This window comes from Mycobacterium seoulense, assembly GCF_010731595.1.
In the GTDB taxonomy this organism is placed as follows: Bacteria; Actinomycetota; Actinomycetes; order Mycobacteriales; family Mycobacteriaceae; genus Mycobacterium; species Mycobacterium seoulense.
On the sequence record NZ_AP022582.1, the window covers coordinates 3,304,182 to 3,321,883 of the forward strand.

A 17,702-nucleotide genomic window follows, 5' to 3' on the forward strand; every position below is an offset into this window, starting at 1 on the left:
GCCTTCCTCCCGGCCCAACCACTGGAGGCACCGGCGATCCTGGCACGTCTGGCGGGAGGGTTGTACGACAAGCACTACTGACACATGGAGATTCCCGGTCACACCCGACGTTCAATGGTGAAGTGCCGGTGTAGTTTCTGCGAGACTTGGCGTCCGTGTAGCGGTTCGGGTCGTCGCCGAACTCACCGAGCAGCCACTGATCCATTAGATTGTCGCCAGGCGTCCTCGTGCCCGATAGTGGTTGCACCACAAGATAAGTCGAAGACGGTCCGCCAACAGGTCCCCGACAGCGATGTCTTCGACGTGCGCACCCTCGCCGCGCATCTGGGTTGGGTCGATGGCGCTGCCTCGGGCGCCGGAGAGGCTCGCGAGTAATGTCTTGACAGTTCATCAAATGTTTTGACATTTAACCGTTTCGGGTGTCATCCTGGCGTTACACACGTCACACCATGCGTCTTTCCCCATGAGGAGCGTTTATGGCAGCAGTAACTCCGGCACCGGGCCGGCCGCCCCTCGCTGATTTGCTGGTTGTCGATATGTCCACCACCCTGGCGGGCGCATACACCTCGCAGTTCCTCGCCGATTGCGGCGCCAACGTAATCCTGGTTGAACCGCCCGACGGCAGCTCCCTCCGACAGCTCCCGGGATGGCCCGCGCTGCTACGCGGCAGACGTTCGGTCACCCTCGATGTCCACGAACCTGACGACCGTCAACGACTCTGGCAGCTGCTAGAAAACGCCGATGTGCTCGTGACGACCGCGCGGCCGGCGGACGGGAGCCGCCTCGGACTCACGCCCGAATTGGTGACACAGCGCTGCCCCAGACTTGTGCACGCGTCGATTACCGGGTGGGGGTCGAAAGGCCCGTGGCGAAACTACAAGGGCTGGGAAGCGTTGGTCCTGGCCAAGATCGGCATCATGCACGAGAAGCGTGGCGTCACCCCACGAAGCGGGCCTGCCTACGTCTCGGCCCCCTATGCGTCTTGGGGCGCGGCCCACGCCGCCGTGCAAGGAATCCTGGCAGCATTGATCGAGCGGGATTCGAGCGGTCGCGGTCAAGTCGTCGAATCCAATCTCGTAACGGGCGTGGGGGCGAACGATACCTGGAACTGGTTCCACGAATTAGTGCTCGACCGGTATCCGGGCGCCTTCGAACCAGCGGGCGCGGTGTACGACGAACAGAGCCGCCCGCTGATCCCCCTGGTGTATTCGGTCTTGGCGGCCCCCACCAAAGACGGTCGCTGGTTGCAGTTCGCCCAGGTATCGCCGCGATTGATGCATGCCTGGCTAACAGAGCTCGACTTGTTGACCGAACTTGCGAACCCAAAATGGGAGGGTTTTCCCACGCTACCCACGCAAGAACTGCGCACGGAATTCTGGGACCTGATGATCGAGCGGGTCAGGGCGCGCACTCTCGCGGAATGGCAGCAGGCATTCGATGCAAACGAAAATCTAAGTGCCGAGATTTTCCGCACACCCAGCGAGTCACTGAACCATCCCCAGACTCTTCATCAAGGCCGAGCTGTGACTGTGGACGACCCCGAGCTTGGCCCGGTGCACCAGCCGTCGACGTTGATCCACTCCGATGGCCAGCCACTCGCGGCGTTGCGTCCAGCTCCGGGCGTAGGACAGCACAATGCGTCGGTGTGGGGGTTGCGCCGGGAGCCGCCCAACCTCCCTGCGGCCGGTGAGGTCGCTGCGGGACTTCCTCTACATGGGACGACGATCCTCGAATTCGGTTCGATGTTCGCCGGGCCCTACGGCGCCACGCTGCTCACCGACCTCGGTGCGCGGGTAATCAAAGTCGAACCGCTCGACGGCGACAACATCCGAAACATGCTTCCGTTCCCGGAGGCTGGTGGTGCAAAGGTGCTGCAAGGCAAGGAAAGCTGCGCGGTCGACTTCACCAAACCAGAGGGGCTCAGCCTGATATACGAGCTGGTAAAGCGTTGCGACATCGTCGTTCAGTGCTTCCGCGGGCAAGCAGCTGAACGAGCCAAGATCGACGAAGCTACGCTCAAGGCGATAAACCCCGATTTGGTAGTCCTGAGCACCTCCGGCTACGGCCTCGATGGGCCATTCGGACATCGACCCGCGTACGCACCGTCCATCGCCGCGGCGTCCGGTCTGGCCGTTCTCGACAGCGGCGACGCAATGCACCCGCCGACCGACTTGGATGACCTGCACCGCACGGCCGCCACGCTGTTCTCCGGCGGAACGATTTCTGCGGTGCAGGCCGACGGTATCGCCGCGCTGGGTGTCGCCTCCGCGTTGCTCGTGTGCCTTTACGCGAAGCGGCGCGGCATCGATATGCACCACACCGAAACCACCATGCTGGGCACGGTTCAGAACGCCCTCATCTGGTCGAACGTCAGCTATCGCGACCAGCCGCCGGTGCCGACAGCCGACGCGGAGTTCCTCGGCCTCACGGCCCTCTACCGGCTGTACCGCGCCGCCGACGGTTGGGTGTTTCTCGCCGCTCCCCTGGCGCGAGAATGGGAACCTTTCGCGAAGGCTATGCAGGCCTACGTCGACCTGCTGGGCGACGAGCGCTTCGTCGATACCGCATCACGGGCACGCAACGACGATGTCTTGGCACGCGTCTTGGAACAGGTCTTCCTGACGAAGACCAAACTCGAGTGGGAGTACGAGCTGACCGCACAGGACGTCGGATGCGTCGAAGTCGCCGACCGCAATTCGGGCATCGTCCTGCAAAGCGACACGTGCCGCGATGCTGGGTATTCGGTGGAAGCTGACAGTCCCATCTTCGACAAACATCTTCGGCTGGCACCGCTTTACCGGTTCTCCCGGTCGTTGACAAAGGCCAGCGGAGGCTGCACCGTGGGTCAGCACACGACCGCAATTCTGAGCGAGATCGGCATCGACGACAACCAGATCGCTGATCTGCGGTCGCGAGGGATCATCGCATGCGGTTAAAGGTGTCGACGGGCTTGTTGCGTTGCCGTGTGTGGCGCCAAGCCGGCGACATCGGCCACGATAGTGGCTCACGCTCCGCCAGCGCAGCAACGAAGACACCAATCGTTTTCTGCGGCAGTACTTCCCGGACAACACCACCCTGAACGCGTATACCGTCGAGCGTCCACTCGCAGTCGAGTACAAGATCAATCAGCCCACGCTGGCCTGTCGGTGGTGATCACTTGTTCCTGTTCTACGACAGATTCTCTGCGCAATTAGCTAAGCTAGTTGACCTCTCCGCGATATAGGCATCTCAAATCTCGCCTAGGGCAGCAGCTCTCGCGCACTCGGTTTCGGCCCGCCTGAGAAAAGGACGACGGACAGATTCGGCGCCGCGCCGATGGCACTCACGCTCACCAGCGCTATTGATAATTTTCTAATAAATGGTAGATTCTAACTCTCGGACGGTTATCGCGATAACGCAAGGAGGCGTTGTATGGCTGCGGTCGAAGTTGAACCGTCGCGTGGGTGGTCCGTTGCCGCCAAGACGAAGAGGGCGCCGCGGGTCCGCACCATCCCCCCGATCGTTGTGTGGGCGACAGTCGGTGCGACGTTTGTCGGCCTGGCCATCTATGTCGCGGCGAGCTGGATCCTGGGGGGGCGCGCCACACCGACACCGATCGGTGACCACAACCCCGACTTGGGTAACGACCTTAAATTCTGCATTGCGTTCCAGGTGTTCACGGTGATCACGGTCGTCGGCACCCTGGTTTACGTAGGACGTCAGTGTATTCGCGAAAGGCGCTTGACGTTTGACGCCATCCTTATCATCGCCTATCTGCTGCTAATCCAATGGGATCCGATCCTCAACTACATCCTGCCGCAGTTCTCATACTCGTCGTTGATGGTGAACTTTGGCTCGTGGACAACCGACATGCCCGGGTGGGTGTCCCCGCGTGGCAACCTCATGCCCGAGCCCACCATCCTCATCGGGGTCGGCTTCATCTGGAGCGCTGCGCTGTGCATGATCGGGTGCGCGTTCCTGCGCAAATTTGTGATGAGGCGGTGGCCACAGACAGGCAAGCTGGGCGTTATTGCATGGTCGATTGCCTTCATGGCAGTCATGGATCTCAACGAGGTGGCCCTCACCAGTTTGCACGTCATTGCATATCCAGACACCGTCGGCTGGTTGACGCTGTTGAAGGGCACGACCCATCAGTTCCCTCTTTACGAACCGATCGTGTGGGGCGCCCTTGGCTGGGCGCCGTTGATGGTGCTGCGGTTCTACCGCGATGATCGCGGTCAGTCGGTGGTCGAGCGGGGCGTGGAGCGGCTCAATGTATCCAGCAAGACCAAGGCCGCCCTGCAGATCCTGGCCGTCGCCGCCGTGACCAACATCGGGTACTTCGCCTACAACATCGTGTTCATTTGGATTGGCCTGCAAAACGATAACGACAACTGGGAGATGTACCCCTCCCATCTGAGAAATGGGATGTGCGGTCAGGGAACGCCTTATCTCTGCCCGGACCCGGCGCATGGGCGGCCGATACCGACCGGCGGTCAGCCAGGTTCGCCGAACGACATTCCTGGCGACGGCAGCACGTGGGTCGATCTCTACCTAGGCCGATAGCGCCATCGGGTAGAGGGCTACTCCAGCCCTTGGGCAGTCATCGAAGGGGAATAGGACCTCGCGGACGAGTCCAGGATTGCTTCTATGCAAACAACAACGAATCGGTCAACGGCTCCTACGTCGTCGGTTGATAAACATCCTGCCGGAGACGAGCTCGAGGCAGTGCTCGGCGCCTGGCGTCCCGGTTACCTGGGCTGACTAAGCGGCCGACCACTTCCGCGATCATGCGGCGCTCGAAGCTGTCGACCTGACCGGGTCGCCGACGGAGTTGACCGTGGCTTGGCGCGGGCGGCCCTGGAGGTGGGCCGCCACGGTCGTCGCGCTACGGAGATGCCTTTCCAGGTTCTCACCGAGCGCGAGTAAACCGCCAACGTCGCCATCGCGAGCACAACTCCTTCTCGAGCTGGACCAAGACCTTCACCGATCTGCGGCTGTGCGCGGCGATCGTGGACCGTTTGACGTTCGCCAGCAACATCATTGAGACCGGCACCGAGTCCTACCGACTAGCGAACGCCCGCGCGGTGCGGGATAAGGCGTGGCAGCAGAATTGTTCGCAGGGTTCGATCAGTTCGGTGGTGAATCCGTTCGGGTGCAGCACCGTAATGGTCAGTGCAACGAAGGAGCGAAGCGGCTCATGTCAGGGCGAAGGCCTATGTATGTCGAGTCCTGATCCGGGATTAGCTCGTCGGGTCCTTCCGGGGTCTGGGAGCGGCGCACTCACAGTCTGGTTCGGAAGGCGAGAGACCCGCCTACCTGTCTGCGTGGTTATATGCGGGATTGCGGCCGGCGATCGCGGCAAGGATGTCCCCTGGATCGATGCCCCACCGCTGCGGGGCGCGGGGGCTCCACGCCAGCGAAAGGACGTAGGGCGGCGGTGGTTCGCCGAACGGGCGCACCGCGAACGCTGGGTCGTCGAATACCCGCCACGGCCCGCCGGCCTCTAGGCTCAGCGACGGAATCACGGTGCGATGAGTGCGGATCCGGCTTGCCATCGCGGCCACGTCGAGGCTGTCAATGCGGTCGAACCGTGTCACGCTGTGGCAGACCATGAAGTGGTGCAGGTTGTTGAGCACCGAGGGGAACGGCGTATCGGGCGGCAGTGTCACTTCACGTCGGGCGAGGTCCCCCCAGTCGATGTGGTCACGCGCGGCGAGCGGGTCGTCGCCGCGCATGACGAGCACGTAGTCGAAAACGGCCACCTGCTGGTACGGCAGCCCGGCGCAGTCGGACGTCGGGTTCACCAATGCGAAATCCAGCGTGCCGGCCGCAAGCCGGCGCGGCAGCTGGTCCGGTTCAACGAGTTGAACCTCGACATTCGACGTTGTCAGGTCGCGCAGCGCATCCACCGTGCGGTCTAAGACCGTCGGTGGCGAAAGATGAAATGCGCCAACCGTTATTGCGAGCGCTTCATACCCTAACGATCGCGCGTAGTCGCCCAGCGAGTCAGCATGACGCACGACTTCAGCAGCTCGTTCGCAAAGCGCTAAACCCGCGGCCGTCAGGCGCACGTCATGGTGTTCGCGAATGAACAAGTCCACCCCGAGTTCGGTCTCCAGCGCCCGCACGGCGCGGCTGACCGGTGCCGGGGTCAGATGCAAACGCTGGGCTGCCCGGCCGAAGTGCTGCTCTTCAGCGACCGCGACAAAACAACGCAGGTGGCGCAGTTCCATGGCGCCAGTTTGACACTCGACACTCGTCGCGCGCTGCGGTTTACGCAACGTTGGGATGCACAAAACGCACTGGACATCGGTAGCTGCGGTTTGAACAATTTGTGCCATGCCAACGCCATTGACGTTCGAAGTGACGGCCAGTATCGAGACCGGTGAGCGGCTGACCCAGACGGCATGGGCCTTCCTGCCGCCGCGGCCGGCTGGTGCGGTCGCGGCGCTCTTGTGTCTGGCCGGCGGGCTCTACGACAAGCGCTATTGGCACATGCAGATTGACGGGCACCCCGGCTACAGCTTCGGAGAGCACCTGGCCGCCGCTGGCTATATCGTCCTCGCCCTGGACCACCTCGCCGTCGGCGAGAGCACTGACCCAATCGCATCCGGCCAGCTAGGGCTGGAGTTGCTGGCTGCCGGCGACGCGGAGGTGGCCCGGCAGGTCCGTGAAGGCCTGCGCAATGGCGATCTCATCGACGGCGTTTCGCCGCTGGCCGGCCCTCTGGTCGGTGTAGGCCACTCAATGGGCGCATGCCTGACCACGATGGTGCAGGCCAACACCGGTATCTACGACGCGGTGGTGTTGCTCGGGTACGGGGTACAAGTCACCAACATTTACCAAGAAACAACAGATGCCGCCGATCTCGAAAGCCGGGTCCAGCAATCAATGTCGCTGGCTTGCCAGCTCTCGGGTGCCAGTCCGCAGGACAGCCACATGACCGTTCCGCGGTCATATCTTGAGGGCCTGTTCTATGCCGGAGAGGTACCACAGCAGGTGATCGACGCCGACACCGCCGCGCAAAGTCGGGTGCCGGTGCGCGCGGGCGCCGAGGTCGCCACGCCGGGATTCGTCGAGCGCTACGCGCCACAGGTGAATGTTCCAGTGTTCCTAGGATTCGGCGCAGCGATTGACGTGTCGCCCAATTCGTACGCCGAACCTGCCAACTATACGGGCTCTGCTGACGTGACACTGCACCTCGTGCCGAAGTCAGGTCACTGCCACAACTTCGCCAGCCACCGTTACGAGCTGTGGGATCGCATCGCCGCGTGGGTTCCGACGGTGACTTGACGATCTGCTCATGCCGCCGACCGCCGGCCGACGTAAGTGTGCTGCTGGAAGAAAGCGCCGATACAAACAGAGTCCTCCCGCGGGACCTTCTTGCGCATCGAGGAATCGCACGCCGCGCCCGCCATATCGAGCAGTTCGGCCTTGCCCGTGGTACGGCGTCCGTCGGGCCGACTGCGACGATGGCGGGTGCGTCCGGATCTAGGAGCGATCCCTCAAGCACGAGCATCCTCGGATAGGAGCGTCGTCGATCGCCGCGTCGGATGCGCCGTAGCCGGTCCCGTCGGCGTCTTCGGAGGTCTTTGCATTCGCTGTTTCGGCTGCGTCGACTATTATCTGTGGCTCCTCCAATTATCTTGGCAAGAACTAAAAGTCATGAGTTACCACTCTCGAACCAGACCAACCTGGGTCACAGAGGCCACGTGATTGCCGCCCACCGAAGAGCCGGCCCATACAGAACGCCCTGCCTTCCGAGGCACTGGGCGACACCTGCTCGAGGAGCAGCCACTCATCAATGCGGAAGGGGCGATGAAACCATAGACAATGATCGAGGGTGAACGTCTTGATATCGCGATGGGGCTTGATTTCGTGGGGCGTAAAGGCGCTCATCAACAATGTCAGGCCAGCGACACATGTGGCGATGGCACTGTGGACCGCTTGGGGAGCGTCGAAGGGTGCCGATGTCCGCACCCATTGGCGCGACAGCGTACCCCGGCCGGTTGTCGTGAGAGGTCCGCGCACATGCGAATCCGGGTACCAGTCGACTTCCAGAGAAGACCATCGTCGATAGAATTCCGGCCAGTCCTCGGGAAATGGACGCAGGCCCGCGCCAGCCGACGGAGGACCGTCGACAGCCTCGGCAGCCAGTTGATGCTCCGGTCCGTTTTCTGGAACGTGGAACGCGGCCTGCTGGGAAAGCAGCTGTCGACCCTGCTGCTCGGCTATGACCCGCCGGTTGGACAGCGAGCCGGAGTCGCGCAACCGCTCGACGTGAAATTCAATCGGCGGCCCGATTAGCCCCGTGGAGAGGAAGTGGGTCTGAACAGAGTGCGGGACACGTTTTTCCTCGACGGTCTTGGCCGCTGCCATCAGAGCTTGACCCGCGGCCTGTCCGCCGAAGACCCGAGGCATACCAATGTCGGGCGTGATCCCTACGTAGCAATCGCTTGCGACGAGTCGGACGTCAAGCAGGTCGATCAAGGAGGCGACAGTGGCGACCACTTAACTGCCCTCTCGCAGCTCGGATTTCCGAGTGGCGTGCGCGATGCCCGCTGCGCGTGTACAAGTCACAACACGCCTCTGAGATGTCCGCCCGCTTGCCCTGCAACCTTTTCACGGACCCCGAATCTACTGCAGAAAATTACGGTATACCGGCGCAGACGAGATAATCCAGCCCTTCCGAATTCGCGTCACCCGGAACTGATCGCCTGCAGCGGCCGATAGCGCAGTTCGCGATGGCAGCAACATGTTTGAGCGTCAAAGGTGGTACCCAGCCTGTCGCCGCCAAGCGTACGCGGGCCTCCATGCGCATCCAGAGATCGAGTGAATACTTTCACGAGGTCGGCGCGTTGCCCATAAGACAGATATATAATATATATATATATATATAGTTGGATGATCTAGATGCTGGGCGTGACGGGGTGACCGCGGTATCAGTAGATTCCAACTCAGGCTAGTACAGCGCGACAACGAACTCTCAGAGGCGAGCGGCCACCTTAAGCGATGACGCCTTCCATCTTGAGCTCGCCGAACGTGACATCGTCAACCCCGATCTCGCGCAGGATGGCGTCGGTGTGTTCGGCGAATTGCGGCGCCCGCTTCGATGGGACAGTCGCAACGTCGAACTGAACCGGATTCGCCACCAGCTTGCGCCGAATACCCTGCGCGTCAACGACTTCGACGATCCCACCGTTGGCGACCAGGTCCTCGTCGTTGGCGAGGTCCCAGCTGTCCTGCCACACCGTCCACGCGCCACTACATCCGTTGAGCCGTCGCTCGCATTCGTCGAGGGGATACCGGCCGATCAACTCCGCGACGATCCGACATGCGGAGTGGATATTCTCGGCGATACCGTCGATTGTCGCAAAGCGCTTGTCCGCGGCGGCTTCCGGGCTGCCCATGCACATGCAGAACTCCGACCAATAAGACAACGGGTCGAGCATTGTCAACTGAATGAACCGGCCGTCGCGCGTGCGGTAGCTCGCGACCAGCGGATTGCCTGCCATGGGCGTGTCGAGTTCCACCTTTGGCAGGTGCCCGCCGCTCATCAGCGCCATGTTGACATCGAACTGCGTCGCCCATGCCCCGACGCCCAGCAGTGACACGTCGATCACCGACGGTTGTCCGGACATGCGACGCCGGTAGAGCGCGGCGGCCACGCCGCCCGCGATAGCCAGCCCGCCGACGTTGTCGCCATACGCACCGCACGGCATATAGGTCGGTCGATCGGCGAGGCACGGCGTCGCGCCGTCTGCACTTCCTCCCCTCGCCCAAAATGCGGTGGAGTCATAACCCGGCCGGTCCCTGCCAGGACCACGACCGCCGAATCCACTACCCACCACGTAGATGATGTCGGGATTGATGCTCCGAACATCATCGACATCGATACGCAACTTGGACCGGACAACAGGCAGGTGGTTGGTGAGGACGACGTCGCTGCGCCGGAGCAGCGCCTCCAAGATTGGCCGCGCCAACGGGGATGTCAGACCCAGCCCGATACTCCGCTTACCTCGATTGGGTGCCTCGATGTGGGGTGTGAACTGGCTCGATTGCTCTGACGACTCGCCGTGCGACGCCATGAAAAGCTGACGCTGGGCATCGCCCGTCAGCGGATTCTCCACCTTGATGACGTCAGCACCCCAGTCGGCGAGTATGGCACCTGCCGACGGCACGAAGGTGAACTGCGCTATTTCCAGGACTCGTACGCCCGTCAGGGGTTTATCCATATCGACACCCTCTTGATCTCGATCAACTGGTCGCAGATGTGTAGCGACGTCATGTCGTCTGCTGCGAAGTCAAAGCCCGAGGTCACGCCCGATCAGGTCCTTCATGATCTCGGTCGTCCCCCCGAGGATGGTCTGGATGCGTACGTCCGCGTAGTCGTTGGTCACCCGGTACTCCCTCATGTAGCCGTAGCCGCCGTGAAGCTGCACGCAGCCGTCGACGACCTTCTTCGCAACTTCCGTGCACCACCACTTGGCCTTTGCCGCCTCGACCGCCGATAGGTCGCCCTCGACGACGGCGGCCAGGCATCGGTCGATGTACTGCTCGGAGACTTCGAGTTCGGTATCCATCTCGGCCAGCAAGAATCTGTTGTGCTGGAAGCTGCCGATGGACTGACCGAACGCTTTGCGATCCTTCGCATATTGCAGCGTCTGACGCCAGGTCTCGCGGGCGCCGGCAATCGCGGAGATAGCAATCGACAGTCGCTCAGAGGGAAGGTTGTGCATCAGATGGTAGAACCCGCGGCCTTCTTCGCCCAAGACATTCGCCACGGGCACCCGAACGTTCTCAAAATGCAACTCGGCAGTGTCGTGTGTGTGCAGACCGAGCTTGTCGAGCTTGCGACCGCGGATGAAGCCCGGCATGTCACGCTCCACCACAAGGAGCGAGAACCCCCGGTGGCCGGCAGAGGGATCGGTTCGCGTCACGACGACGACGAGATCTGCGTTGATTCCCGAGGAGATGAAGGTCTTCGACCCGTTCAGGACCCATTCGTCGCCCTCCCGCACCGCGGTGGTGCGGATCCCGGCAAGGTCGCTACCCGCACCCGGCTCGGTCATCGCAATCGCGACGATGGTTTGTCCGCTAACGATTCCCGGCAGCCAACGGCGCTTCTGCTCATCAGTCGCCAAAGACTTGAAATACGGGCCAACAACGTCGTTTTGAAGCGTGAGAGCGGGGACGCGGGTTCCGAACTTCGACAGCTCCTCGTTGATCACCGCGTTGAAGCGGAAGTCGTCGCTGCCGCCACCGCCATACTCCTCAGGCATATTGAAGCCGATCAGACCGTATTTGCCGGCGGCGATGAACGCTGATCGGTCAACGATGCGCCGCATCTCCCATTCGTCGGCGTAAGGCGCGACCTCACGTTCGATGAAGTTCTTAGTCGTCGCACGGAGTTGCTCGTGCTCGGCACTGAAAATGAGACGTCTCATCCGATATCCTCTGCGCTTCGTCAGCGGTCCGTCATGCGGCTGTCGCGTAGTTCGTCGGCATGCCCGCCGGCCAGATTTTTGGTTTCTAAACAGATTAGACTAGCGAGTCGAATTTGCCTACGTCCCTGTTCCCTCTTATTCGGCTTCTCGCGATCACAAACCACGCCGACGTGCGGCATGCGATGCTCGTGCCTCTCCGCCAACGTCTCGACGGGTGCGTCGACCGATGATGACGTGCCGAGTTGGAAGGTGGGGCCAGCGTCGCAACTGCGCGGCCGGGCCCGCTCTGCGGGCCAGGATCGTGGCGGCGTGCGCCGACGGTGGCAGCAACGTCGAGGCCGCCGATCACTTGGAGTTGGATCGGAACACGTTTTCCAAGTCGCGCAACCGTTTCGCCGCCAAGCGCCTGGCCTACCAGAGCGCACTGGCCGTCGCTCGATCGATGGTGCTGTTCCTCAAACGCCCAGGTGGACAGTCGCAGGACCGAGCTCGCCTCCGCTTGGCACAATTGCATCATCGACGGATTGCATCGTAGGCATCGATCACCTCACCAATAACCAGATAATTATTTAGTTATATAGAACAACGCCATCCTGTCGCTTATATGATGGGCCCCAGAGGCGCGTACAGGGATGGAGATGACGATGACGGACTTCGTCGAAGGAACGGCCCAAATACGGACGGACCGCGACAGGTTGGATGAGGACGACCACGACCTGCTGACGTTCGTGGAGGCCGGTGAACGGCTACGAATCGAAATTGCCTCCGTCCAATGCCAGCTTGAACAATGCCGGCGGCTCGGCACTCCGCAAGAGGTTGATTCGGCGCAGAGGCGTCTGGATGCGTTACGCGCAGCCGCTCAACGCAACTCCGCGCAACCCATCAACGACGAGAACTTCGAGAAATTCTTCGGCTACCCGGGTAAGGCGCGGCGGAATGCGTCCGCTGGCGATGAACCGCGCTAATACCTCGCAGCGGCGAGAACTCACCCCCGCTCGGACGGCGGGCAGGCTACACGGTTTCGGCAGCTTTGATTATGGGCGACGCGCCGTAAGAACGCGGGAGCTCATCAAGGCAGCAGCTTGACCGCAACGCAAGTCGCGCTGGCGCCAAGTGTGCGACTAGCCCCCAATTGCCGCACCGCAATCGCGGCACCGTTAGCGGCATGAAGCCGGCTGCGGAATCCGCGATTGCCCCGGCTCAGCGCCGACCGCGCGGTTGGTTGGCCCATGCGCCACTCCGTCGGGGTGGAACGACCGCCGAGGCGTTCTGCGTCGATCAGGAGGTCGCAGTTTACTTCTCGAGCTCACACGTTGACGACACGCCTTGAGCGATCGCCTGAGCGGCCAGCTTCGTTGTGTCTCAATAGGGTTGAGATGGTTTTACTGCGTGACTAGGAAGGAATCTTATCGTGTCTGACCAAACACGCGGTGAAGCAAGGCTTCTTGATGCTCTGACCACCAAGGGCACCGCCTTCACCGAGCAGGAGCGGCGCGAGCTTGGACTTTTGGGCCTGCTACCCACGGCAGTCAAAACTCTCGACGAGCAAGCCGAGCACTGCTGGCGTGAATTCTGTTCGCGCCGTGACGATCTTGACAAACACATCTATCTTCGCGCTTTGCAGGACCGCAACGAGACGTTGTTCTACCGCGTGCTGCACGACCACATTCGCGAAAGCCTGCCGATCGTCTACACCCCCACGGTTGGCGAGGCGTGCCAGCGCTTCAGCGAAATCTACCGACGGCCAAGGGGTTTGTTTATATCGTATCCCGACCACGATCGTCTTGATGAGATCTTGAGCAATAGGCCCCGACGTGACGTTGACGTCATTGTGGTGACCGACGGGCAGCGGATCCTAGGTCTGGGCGATCAGGGCATCGGCGGTATGGGGATCCCGATCGGCAAGCTCTCGCTCTACACACTTATCGGCGGAATCGACCCCGCGCGAACCCTGCCGATCGTGCTCGACGTCGGCACCGACAACGTCGAGCTCCTCGACGATCCGCTGTATCTCGGTTGGCGTCACCGGCGGATCGCCGACGATGAGTACTACGCATTCATCGACACATTCGTCAGCGCGGTCCAACAACAGCTCCCCGACGTGCTCCTCCAGTGGGAGGACTTCGCAACCGCGCATGCACAGCCGATCCTGGACCGCTATCGCGACCGGCTGCTCACCTTTAATGACGACATCCAAGGGACCGCCGCGGTGACTCTTGGCGCGCTGCACGGCGCAGCGAAGGTGGCCGGCCGACCGCTGTCGGAGCAGCAGGTCGTGATGCTAGGTGCGGGCTCAGCCGGTATCGGTGTCCTGGACATGATCCGGCGGGAGATGGTCAACGAGGGCCTGTCCGAAGAGGATGCTCGACAACGGATCTGGGTCGTCGATGTGATTGGGCTACTCACTGACGATCGCGCCGACCTCACAGATGGCCAGCGTGACTTCGCGCAACCTGCCGGGCGGGTGGCAGGTTGGGGGCTGAAGGGCCGCGCTCAGCTCAAGGATGTCGTGCACAACGTCGACGTCGGAGTTCTTCTGGGCCTGTCCACCGCCGCGGGCGCCTTCACCGAAGACATCGTGCGGGAAATGGCCGGCAAGACCCAGCGGCCCATCATCTTTCCGCTGTCCAATCCGACAAGTCGCGCCGAGGCGCACCCCGCCGAACTGGACCGTTGGACCGACGGACGTGCCCTGATCGCCACCGGCTCACCCTTTGCGCCGGTGGAGCGCGACGGCACCACACGTCCGATCGCCCAATGCAACAACGTCTACATCTTCCCCGCAGTAGGGCTCGCAGTCACCGCCGCGCAGGCGACCCGGGTAACCGACGACATGATGCGCGTCGCCGCCGCGACGTTGGGAGACCTGTCACCGGCGCTAAACGACCCCGACAAACCGCTGCTGCCGGAGTGGGCGGACGTGCCCGACGTCGCCGTCCGGATCGCCCACGCGGTGGCCAAGCAAGCGGTAGCCGACGGCGTGGCCCCCGAACGCCGCGACCAAGAACTCGCGCAACGGATCACACAGGTGCGGTGGACACCCAAATATCCCGGCACCGCCGACGAACCGGATCAGTGACACAACGCCACATGCGGCGCTCGTCTGCCAGCAGTTGACACTCGGTATACGCCCTCGGGCCTGGAGGCGCCGGTGGATCGGTCACATCGGCGCTGAAGTTTTATCCGTTTGTTGGTGTGCGGACCGCGGGCAGGATCAGGGTATCGATCACCTCGCGCACAAAATTCGCGTCCACGCTTTGTCCGCGGGCAACCTGCAGCAGACCCATCGCCAAGAGTACGTCTGCCACCAGTGACCAGTCGCGACCGGCCGCTATTTCGCCGCGGTCGGCGGCTTGCGCCAGGATCGCGGTAATCGTGCGTTTGCCTTTGCCGAGCATGAGGTCATCGAGCGCCGAGGCGAGTTCGGGTTCGTGTGCGGCTTCCATAGCGACTCGCAGCACCAGGTCGTTGCTGACCAGGTTGCTGTCGGTGCGTTTGACGCGTTCGACGAGGGCGTCCAGATCGCCTTCCAGGCTGCCCGTATCGGGGACGTCGACGCTGCAGAGGTCGGGGCGCCAGTACACCAATGCGTCGGTCATCAGCGCGGCTTTGGAGGACCAGCGCCGGTAGATGGCGGCCTTGCCCACACCTGCCCGTGCCGCTATGTCATTCATGTTGGTGGCGTGATACCCGTGTTCTGTCAAGGCCGCTAGGGCGGCGTTGAGAATGGCCGGATCGCGGGACCGGTCCAGGCGCCCCTCGGTGCGTTGCCGCAGTTTTGATTCCGCTTCTGTCATGGGCCCTGATCCGTCAACCGACAACCTTGTCGTCGACAGTGTGACAGACCGGCAGGTGAGTTTCATGGGGCCGTCAGCTGCGGGATGGGCGCCGTGTGCTCCTCGTCCGTGGCGCGCGGGGCCCGCTTGGTGCGGTAGGTGTTGAGGGGCCACCAGAACCAATGCCCGAGCGCGGCGGCGATCGACGGGGTCATGAACGAGCGCACGATCAGGGTGTCGACCAGAAGACCCAGGCCGATGGTGGTGCCCAGCTGTCCGATCACGCGCAGCTCGCTGACGATCATCGACATCATGGTGAATGCGAACACCATGCCGGCCGCGGTGACCACCCGTCCGGAGGCGCCCATGCCGCGGATGATTCCGGTGTTGAGCCCGGCGTGGATTTCCTCCTTGAGCCGGGACACCACCAGCAGGTTGTAGTCCGAGCCCACCGCGAGCAGGATCACGATCGACAGCGGCAACACGATCCATTGCATGCCCAGGCCGATGATGTCCTGCCAGAGCAGGACCGACAGGCCGCAGGCGGTGCCCAGTGAGGCGGCGACCGTGCCGACAATGACCAGTGCGGCCACCAGGCTGCGGGTGATGAGCAGCATGATGCCGAAGATCAGGATCAGCGCGGCGATCCCGGCGACCATCAGGTCAATGTTCACCCCCGCTTGCATGTCGCTGTACATCGATGCCATCCCGGCCAGATATACCTTCGAGGTTTCCAGCGGGGTGCCCTTGATGGCGTCGGCGACGGCGTCCTTGATGCCCTTGACATGTTTGATGCCGTCGACGGTGGCGGGGTCGCCTTGGTGGGTGATGATGAACCGGACGGCCTTGCCGTCGGGCGAGACGAACATCTTCAGGCCGCGTTCGAAGTCGGGGCTCTTGAAGACTTCCGGTGGCAGATAGAACGAGTCATCGTTTTTGGCTTCGTCGAAGTATTGCCCCATCAGGGTGGAGCCTTCGGCGGCTTCTTGCTGGTGGGCCTGGATGCCGGCCATCGTGCTGTGGGTGGAGAGCATGAAGTCGCGCATCGTCTTCATCGTGTCGATCATCGACGGGAAATCGGCCAGCAGCTGTGGCATCGACTGGTCGAGACGGTCGAGATCACCGCCGAGCCCTTCGATTTGGTCGGCGAGTTCGTCGATTCCGTCCAGGGCGTCGAAGACCGACCGCAGCGACCAGCAGATGGGGATGTCGAAGCAGTGCCGCTCCCAGTAGAAGTAGGAGCGGACGGGCCGCCACATGTCTTCGAAATCCGCCATCCTGTCGCGTAATTGGTTGGTGGTGTCCACCATGTCGTGGGTCCTGCCCACCATGCTGTGCGTGGTCGCGGTGAGCTCGCGCATCACGCTATACATGTGTTCCATGGTGGCGATCGTCTTACCCAGCTCGTCGGCCTGCTCGAGCATGTGAGCCATGTTGTCGTTCATGAACTTCGCCGTTTGCAGCGTCCCGGAGTTCTGCATCGCGATCTGAAACGGGATCGAACTGTGCTCGATCGGCGCCCCCAGCGGCCGGGTGATGGTCTGCACCCGCTCGATACCACGCAGGTGGAACACGCTCTTGGCGATCCTGTCGACGACCAGCATGTCCGCCGGGTCCCGCAGGTCGTGGTCGGCCTCGACCATCAACATTTCGGGATTCATGCGAGCCTGGGAGAAGTGCCGATCAGCGGCCGCATACGCAACATTGGCGGGCATATTCGGCGGTGTGAATTTTTGATCGTTGTAATTGGGCACGTAGGTCATCAGGCTGACGAAACCGATGATGGCGATCATCACCGTCACGACGATGATCGGTAGCGGCCAGCGCACCACGGCGGTCCCGACCTTGCGCCAATTGCGCTTGGAGAGATTGCCTTTCGGGTCGAAGAGCCCGAATCGCGAGCCCACCGCGAGGACGGCCGGCGCCAGGGTCAGCGCCGAGGTCACGATCACCAACAGCGCAATCGCGCACGGCAGACCCATGGTCTGGAAATACGGCAACCGGGTCGCCGTCAGGCACACACAGGCGCCCACAATGGTCAAACCCGAACCCAAGATCACATGCGACACGCCCTGATAGGCCGTATAGAAGGCTTCTTCTCGATCCTGGCCCAGGGCCCGAGCCTCGTGATAGCGACCCAATAGAAAGATGATGTAATCGGTGCCCGCCGCGATGCTCAGCATGGTCACCATGCTCACCGCGTACGGGGTCAGGCCGATGATGTTCAGGTCGCCTGCGGTGGCCGTAACACCTTGTGCGGCAAATAGTTCGATGCCGATCACCACGAGGCATAGGATGGTCGTGCCGATCGAGCGGTAGACGAGCAGCAGCATCCCCAAGATGACGCCGATCGAGACCAGCGCCATGGTTGCCATGCTCTTGTGCCCGACGACGCTGACATCGGCGTTGAGTATGGTGTTGCCGGCCACATACGCCTAGACACCCGGCGGCGCGGGTTAGAACCGATGAATTCGTGACTTCAAGGCGGTCCAGGGGT

Annotated in this window: 10 protein-coding genes and 2 pseudogenes; 6 read left to right on the forward strand and 6 right to left on the reverse strand. The window is 62.2% G+C overall.

Annotated features, from left to right (window positions below):
• Window positions 1–476 precede the first annotated feature (476 nt).
• From G6N37_RS15125 to G6N37_RS26030, 3 genes and pseudogenes are all read left to right on the forward strand, one after another.
• Window positions 477–2,936 carry a CaiB/BaiF CoA transferase family protein gene (locus G6N37_RS15125; protein ID WP_102419656.1) on the forward strand — a complete coding sequence of 820 codons (2,460 nt, stop codon included), beginning with the start codon at window positions 477–479 and terminating at the stop codon, window positions 2,934–2,936.
• Window positions 2,937–3,411: 475 nt separating this feature from the next.
• Window positions 3,412–4,545: a spirocyclase AveC family protein gene (locus G6N37_RS15130; RefSeq protein WP_082962371.1), complete on the forward strand. Its 1,134-nt coding sequence runs from the start codon at window positions 3,412–3,414 to the stop codon at window positions 4,543–4,545.
• 315 nt (window positions 4,546–4,860) lie between these two features.
• Window positions 4,861–5,072, forward strand: a pseudogene (locus G6N37_RS26030) (ATP-binding protein); the annotation flags it as partial.
• A 222-nt stretch (window positions 5,073–5,294) separates the two neighbouring features.
• On the opposite strand, the gene G6N37_RS15135 reads toward G6N37_RS26030, so the two are convergent.
• On the reverse strand, window positions 5,295–6,215 hold the full coding sequence (locus G6N37_RS15135) for a LysR family transcriptional regulator (protein WP_158243993.1): 921 nt from the start codon (window positions 6,213–6,215) through the stop codon (window positions 5,295–5,297).
• Window positions 6,216–6,321: 106 nt separating this feature from the next.
• On the opposite strand from G6N37_RS15135, the gene G6N37_RS15140 reads away from it, so the two are divergent.
• Window positions 6,322–7,275: an alpha/beta hydrolase gene (locus G6N37_RS15140; protein WP_067923768.1), complete on the forward strand. Its 954-nt coding sequence runs from the start codon at window positions 6,322–6,324 to the stop codon at window positions 7,273–7,275.
• A 363-nt stretch (window positions 7,276–7,638) separates the two neighbouring features.
• On the opposite strand, the gene G6N37_RS15145 is transcribed toward G6N37_RS15140, so the two are convergent.
• From G6N37_RS15145 to G6N37_RS15155, 3 genes are all read right to left on the reverse strand, one after another.
• A complete protein-coding gene (locus tag G6N37_RS15145; RefSeq protein ID WP_163681529.1) occupies window positions 7,639–8,472 on the reverse strand; it encodes an acyl-CoA thioesterase in 834 nt (277 codons plus the stop codon).
• Between the two features lie 515 nt (window positions 8,473–8,987).
• Window positions 8,988–10,217 carry a CaiB/BaiF CoA transferase family protein gene (locus tag G6N37_RS15150; protein WP_163681531.1) on the reverse strand — a complete coding sequence of 410 codons (1,230 nt, stop codon included), beginning with the start codon at window positions 10,215–10,217 and terminating at the stop codon, window positions 8,988–8,990.
• A 69-nt stretch (window positions 10,218–10,286) separates the two neighbouring features.
• Window positions 10,287–11,429, reverse strand: coding sequence for an acyl-CoA dehydrogenase family protein (locus tag G6N37_RS15155; RefSeq protein ID WP_067928013.1), 1,143 nt, complete (start codon window positions 11,427–11,429; stop codon window positions 10,287–10,289).
• Window positions 11,430–12,067: 638 nt separating this feature from the next.
• Between G6N37_RS15155 and G6N37_RS15160 the strand changes: the two genes are divergently transcribed.
• On the forward strand, window positions 12,068–12,394 hold the full coding sequence (locus tag G6N37_RS15160) for an acyl-CoA synthetase (protein ID WP_174813838.1): 327 nt from the start codon (window positions 12,068–12,070) through the stop codon (window positions 12,392–12,394).
• A gap of 446 nt (window positions 12,395–12,840) precedes the next feature.
• Complete coding sequence (locus G6N37_RS15165) at window positions 12,841–14,508, forward strand: NAD-dependent malic enzyme (protein WP_102419648.1); 1,668 nt, start codon at window positions 12,841–12,843, stop codon at window positions 14,506–14,508.
• A gap of 100 nt (window positions 14,509–14,608) precedes the next feature.
• Here G6N37_RS15165 and G6N37_RS15170 read toward each other — a convergent pair whose 3' ends face one another.
• Window positions 14,609–15,226: a TetR/AcrR family transcriptional regulator gene (locus G6N37_RS15170; protein ID WP_163685079.1), complete on the reverse strand. Its 618-nt coding sequence runs from the start codon at window positions 15,224–15,226 to the stop codon at window positions 14,609–14,611.
• Between the two features lie 62 nt (window positions 15,227–15,288).
• Window positions 15,289–17,661 (reverse strand): annotated as a pseudogene (locus tag G6N37_RS15175) (MMPL/RND family transporter); the annotation flags it as partial.
• Window positions 17,662–17,702: the final 41 nt, after the last annotated feature.

What these genes read in the sequence shown, in the direction of transcription:
- G6N37_RS15160 (WP_174813838.1), top strand. Translation starts at nt 12,068, where the DNA reads ATGACGATGACGGACTTCGTCGAAGGAACGGCCCAAATACGGACGGAC.
- G6N37_RS15130 (WP_082962371.1), top strand. Translation starts at nt 3,412, where the DNA reads ATGGCTGCGGTCGAAGTTGAACCGTCGCGTGGGTGGTCCGTTGCCGCC.
- G6N37_RS15140 (WP_067923768.1), top strand. Translation starts at nt 6,322, where the DNA reads ATGCCAACGCCATTGACGTTCGAAGTGACGGCCAGTATCGAGACCGGT.
- G6N37_RS15125 (WP_102419656.1), top strand. Translation starts at nt 477, where the DNA reads ATGGCAGCAGTAACTCCGGCACCGGGCCGGCCGCCCCTCGCTGATTTG.
- G6N37_RS15135 (WP_158243993.1), bottom strand. Translation starts at nt 6,215, where the DNA reads ATGGAACTGCGCCACCTGCGTTGTTTTGTCGCGGTCGCTGAAGAGCAG.
- G6N37_RS15170 (WP_163685079.1), bottom strand. Translation starts at nt 15,226, where the DNA reads ATGACAGAAGCGGAATCAAAACTGCGGCAACGCACCGAGGGGCGCCTG.
- G6N37_RS15150 (WP_163681531.1), bottom strand. Translation starts at nt 10,217, where the DNA reads ATGGATAAACCCCTGACGGGCGTACGAGTCCTGGAAATAGCGCAGTTC.
- G6N37_RS15155 (WP_067928013.1), bottom strand. Translation starts at nt 11,429, where the DNA reads ATGAGACGTCTCATTTTCAGTGCCGAGCACGAGCAACTCCGTGCGACG.